6 protein-coding genes are annotated in these 5,007 nt (G+C 64.4%); all 6 read right to left on the bottom strand.

Features of this window, described 5'->3' with window-relative positions; translation table 11 throughout:
- The coding region (locus tag ABSG20_RS29740; RefSeq protein WP_423868032.1) for a 2OG-Fe(II) oxygenase at window positions 1-605 on the bottom strand (605 nt) is incomplete at its 3' end.
- 277 nt (window positions 606-882) lie between these two features.
- A complete protein-coding gene (locus tag ABSG20_RS29745; protein ID WP_423868033.1) occupies window positions 883-2,232 on the bottom strand; it encodes an amidase in 1,350 nt (449 codons plus the stop codon).
- 60 nt (window positions 2,233-2,292) lie between these two features.
- Window positions 2,293-3,012 carry an ABC transporter ATP-binding protein gene (locus ABSG20_RS29750; RefSeq protein ID WP_423868034.1) on the bottom strand — a complete coding sequence of 240 codons (720 nt, stop codon included), beginning with the start codon at window positions 3,010-3,012 and terminating at the stop codon, window positions 2,293-2,295.
- Window positions 3,002-3,733 (bottom strand): ABC transporter ATP-binding protein, encoded by a 732-nt coding sequence (locus ABSG20_RS29755; RefSeq protein ID WP_423868035.1) that lies wholly within the window; start codon window positions 3,731-3,733, stop codon window positions 3,002-3,004. Before ABSG20_RS29755 ends, ABSG20_RS29750 begins: the two co-directional genes overlap by 11 nt.
- Complete coding sequence (locus ABSG20_RS29760) at window positions 3,723-4,643, bottom strand: branched-chain amino acid ABC transporter permease (RefSeq protein ID WP_423868036.1); 921 nt, start codon at window positions 4,641-4,643, stop codon at window positions 3,723-3,725. Before ABSG20_RS29760 ends, ABSG20_RS29755 begins: the two co-directional genes overlap by 11 nt.
- A partial coding sequence (locus ABSG20_RS29765; protein ID WP_423868037.1) for an ABC transporter permease subunit occupies window positions 4,636-5,007 on the bottom strand: 372 nt, incomplete at its 5' end. The genes ABSG20_RS29760 and ABSG20_RS29765, both read right to left, overlap by 8 nt.

Raw genomic sequence — 5,007 nt, forward strand, 5'->3', positions numbered from 1 at the left:
CCCTGCCCGAGCGGCACCACCTCGGGACGCGATTGCATGCGCGGCCGCTGCTCGGTCAGCACGAATTCGCCGCCGGTAAAGTCGCGGCCGGGTTCCGACAAGAGGATCGCGACCTGTAACGGGAACACGTGCTCGCCATAGAGATCCTGATGCAGGCAGTTGTAGTCGCCGGCGCCGTATTGCAGCAACAACGGCGTCGGCCGGCTCTGGCCGGCGTCATGGCAGCGTTTCAGGAACGCTTCGTGGTGTTGGGGATAACGGATGTCGAGACCCATGGCCTCGTTCCAGCGATCGGCGACATCACGGAGCCGCGCGTAGAGAGCCGGCCGTAATTCTCCGATCAGATCAGGCAGCGGATAGGAAAAATACTTGTACTCGCCGCGCCCGAACCCGTGCCGTCCCATCACTACCCGGCTGCGGAAATGACGATCGTCCGGATAGAGCGAAGCCAGCGCGCGACATTCTTCGACCGATAGCAGCCCCTTCAGGACGGCGCAGCCCTGGGCGTCGAGATCGCTCGTTGCTTGCGACCAGTCGATCGCGCCGACGCGCGCGGCGATGTCGGAGGGGGCAGCGTGAGCAATGGTATTTGCGATTGATCTCATGACCGCAGTCTCGCAAATTGAGCCACTTCGCGCCACCCGATTTGCGGCAGGGCGTAGGATGGGCAAAGGCCCACGGGGCCCGCGCGTCATGGATAGAGCCCCTCCCGCCGCGCCGGCAGTGCGCTCCCCTCCCCCCGCGAGCGAAGCGAGTGGTGGGGAGGGGAGCGAGAGAGCCTGCGTCCCTTACGAAGCCGGTTGGTGGGCTCGGCGCAAGTGCGCCAATGATTTGCCACCCTACGCACTTCGCTCGCGATGACGAAGCAGGCGCAAAGTACCTTTAACCACGGATGACATCTTCAATGGCGGCCGCCAGTTCAAGAATGCGGCGGTCCGACCCGCCTGATCCCGCCAGCATCAAACCGACCGGCACATCCCCTTCGCGATGGCAGGGCAGCGAAATCGCGCAGCCGTCGATCATGTTGATCATCGCGCAATTGCGCAGCGAGAGAAGGTTGGCTTTGGTGAAAGCCTTGTCATCGCCGAGATCCGCAATGCGCGGCGGCGTGTTGGCGGTGGTCGGCAAAACCAGCGCGTCATAGGGCGAAAGGCGCAGCGTGGCGCGCGCGATCAGCGACTTTCGGGCTTCGAGCAAATCGATATAGTCAGCGGCGCTGATGGTTTCGCCGCGCAGAATGCGGATGAACACCCGGGGATCGTAGACGTCGCCGTGACTGACCATCAGATAGCGATGCCAGGCATAGCTTTCCGCCGCCGCAAAACCACCTTTGGTATTCATCACCCCTACATCGAGGAATTCCGGCACCGCGATGCGCTCGATCAGCGCGCCCTGGCGCGACAGTCGCTCCAGCGCCCGTTCGAAGCTCCGCGCCACTTCATCCTCGATTTCATCGAGCACAATCGTGGTCGGCACGGCCAGCCGCATGTCCCCGATCGGGCGGGGCTGCAGCGGAATGACCGCCTCGCCGGCAAGCACCGCGTCGAGTATTGCGCAACATCCGACGCTGCGCGCCAGCGGCCCGATGCTGTCGAGGCTGAAGGAAAGTGGTACGGCGCCGTCGCGCGGCACGCGGCGCTGCGTCGGCTTAAAGCCGACGATGCCGTTATAGGCCGCCGGAATCCGGCACGATCCGCCGGTGTCGGTGCCGAGCGCGCCATGCGCCATGTCGTCGGCGACCGACACCGCCGCGCCCGACGACGATCCGCCGGGCACATGACCCACCCCGCGCTGCCATTTGCCCTTCGGCGTGCCGTAATGCGGATTAATCCCAATTCCGGAATAGGCGAATTCGGTCATGTTGGTCCGGCCGATCACCACAAAACCGGCACGGCGCAGCCGCGCCACTGCCGGCGCGTCGGCCTCCGCCGGCGGTGAATCGTCGAGGGCGCGCGAACCGGCGCGGGTCACCTGCCCCTTGATGTCGAACAGGTCCTTGATCGAGACGGGAATGCCGGCAAAAGGCGACGGCGCGGCTTTCACCTCGCGCAGCCGGTCCATCGCTTCGGCCGCCTCGATGGCCGCTTCGGCGCCGACATGGATGAAGGCCCGCGCGCCCTCGCCTGCGGGATTTTTGATCGCAGCCAGGCACGCATCGACCAGTTTGCGGGCGCTGGTGCGGCCGCTGTCGAGATCATCCGCCAGGGCGGCCAGTGTCGGAGTATTTGCCATTGTGTTGTCGCCTTGTCGCCGCGTGATGGCCCGCGCCAGATCCTATGCTGATCGCCGGCATCACCTCAGCCCGAAATAGGCACGCCGTAGCGCTTCATTGTCGGTCATTTCCGCAACCGTGCCGGAAAAGCGGATGCGCCCGCTCTCGAGTACAAATACCCGGCTCGCCACTTCGAGGAAACCGATATTCTGCTCGGCGATCAGCAACGCCAGCCCACGCCCGCGCAGTTCGCCAAGGATGCGGATGACTTCCTTGACGAACAAGGGCGACAGCCCGGCCGAGGGTTCGTCCATCACCAATAGCCGCGGCTCGGCGGCAAGCGCCTTGGCGATGCCGAGCATCTTGCGTTGCCCGCCCGACAGGCTGGATGCCGGCGCGCGGCGTTTTTCGCGCAACACCGGGAATACGCCGTAGAGCTCCTCGACGCGGGCGCCGGGACCGGCGTGGCCAAGCGCCTGGGCGCCGACACGGATGTTTTCGTCGATCGAGAGATCGGGAAATACCGCGAGTTCGGACATGTAGGTCATGCCGAGCCGCATCCGGTCGCTGGAGCGCGTTCGCGTCACATCTTCGCCCGCGAGTCTGATGCTGCCGTGCCGCGCCTCGATCAAGCCGACCAGCGATTTGAGAAATGTGGTCTTGCCGGCGCCGTTGGCGCCGAGCAGCAGCACGGTTTCGCCGATGCGCACGTCGAGGTCGACGCCCCAAAGCACCTGCATGGTGCCGTAGCCGGCATCGACGCCGGCCGCCTGCAGCAGAGGTGTGGCTTCAGGCGGCATGCTCGCCTCCGAGGAACACTTCGATGACTTGCGGCACCTGCACCGCGAGCGCGAGCTTGCCCTCGAAAATCTCCTTGCCGGCGTTCATGACGATGACGCGATCGGTGATGTGCTCGATGAACCCCATCAGATGCTCGACCACGATGATCGCCATCCCCCTTTGCGCCAGCGCCTTGATGCGCCCGGCGATCCAGTCGAGCTCCGCCGGATTGAGCCCGGCGGCGAGTTCATCGAGCAGCAGGAGCCGCGGACGGGTAGCCAGCGCGCGAGCCAGATCGAGCATCTTTTGCTGCGCGTTGTTCAGGTCGGCGGCCGGCCGGTCGGCCACATCGGCCAGTCGATATTCTTCGAGCAGCGCGGTCATTTCAGGCGGCGCGCCCGCGGCCCGCCCGTAGGCCAGCGCGACCTCGACATTCTGGCGCACCGTCAGCGACAGAAAGGGTTTTGGAATTTGAAATGTCCTGTTGATGCCGCGATGCACCAGTTGGTGCGACGCGACACCGCCGATCGATGTCCCATCCAGTACAACCTCGCCGCCGTCGGGCGCATAGAGACCGGAGATCACGTTGATCGCGGTGGTCTTGCCGGAGCCGTTCGGCCCGACCAGGCCCAGGATCTCGCCCGGCGCGACATGGAAGCTCAGTCCGTCAAGCGCGTAAAAACCGCCGAAGCGCTTCGTCAGTTTTGTCACCTTGAGTATGGGCGCGTCGTCAGGGGACATGCCATCCCCTCCGCGTTGCCAGCGACACCAGGCCGGCGGGCAGAAACAGCACCAGCCCCATGATCAACAGTCCATAGATCAGCTGGAAATATTGCGGCGTGGTGAAGCCGATCAGATTGTAGATGCCATAGAGGATGAGGACACCGACAATCGGGCCGGAAATCGTGGCAACTCCGCCGAACAACGCAAACACAATGGCAAAAATGCTGAAATCGCCGCTGAACACATTGTCGGGATAGAATACCGAAACATACCAGGCATAAACCCCACCGGCGAGACCGGCCACCAGCGCGGACAATAGCCACGCGATCACCCGCATCCGCACCACGTCGACGCCGGCCATCGAGGCCGAGACCGCATCCTCGCGCACCGCCTGCAAGGCCAGGCCAAAGCGCGAGTTTTTCAGGAACACCACGGCGGCAAGCGTCAGCGCCAGCACAATCAGCGCAGCCGAATAGGCCAGCGCCGGATTGAAGGCGCCGGTGAGCGAGACACCATAGGGCCCGCGGGTGATACTCTCGAGTGCTGGATTGGCGACGAAGTGCAGCACCGCGAGCGAGGCGGCGAGATTGGCGATGGCAAAATAAGCGCCGGACAGCCGCAACAGCGGCGTCAGCAGAAGGCCGAGCGCGACCCCGACCGATCCGGCGGCCAGCACCGCGAGCACCGCGGGGGCCTGAAAATAAATCACCGGGATCGCAAACCCATAGGCGCCGGCGCCGAAGAAGCCGACATAGCCGAACGGCAGATAGCCGGTAAAACCGTAGATGATGTTGACGCCCTGGGCGAGGATCAGGAAAATGACAAAGTTGAACAGCAACAGATGATTCTGGTAGACGCCCGGCAGCACCGCAAAGACCGCGAGCAGCGGCAGGACGATGAACAGCGCGTGCTTGAGGGCGCTAGGCAACGCGCACCCGCCTTCCCAACAGCCCGCTCGGACGCAGCAGCAGGATGAAGATCAGGAGCACATAGGGCAAAAGGTCGGCCCATGAGCTCAGATAGGTCTGCACCAGCATGTAGCAGAGGCCATAGACCACGCCCCCCAGCGCGGTGCCCAGGGGGTTGCCGAGCGACCCCAGCACCACGATCGCAAAGGAGGTGACGGTCGCATCCGCGCCGAACGCCGGCGTCACCGAGCCAAACATGAAGGGCGCGAACACGCCGGCCACCGCTGCAAGACCCAATCCGATGCCGAAGGCTGCGGCCGAGACCCGATCGACATCGATGCCGGTCGCAAACGCCTCGTCGCGCCGCGACATCACCGCACGGGT

The sequence above is a fragment of the Bradyrhizobium sp. genome (genome assembly GCF_049512235.1).
Taxonomy (GTDB): domain Bacteria; phylum Pseudomonadota; class Alphaproteobacteria; order Rhizobiales; family Xanthobacteraceae; genus Bradyrhizobium.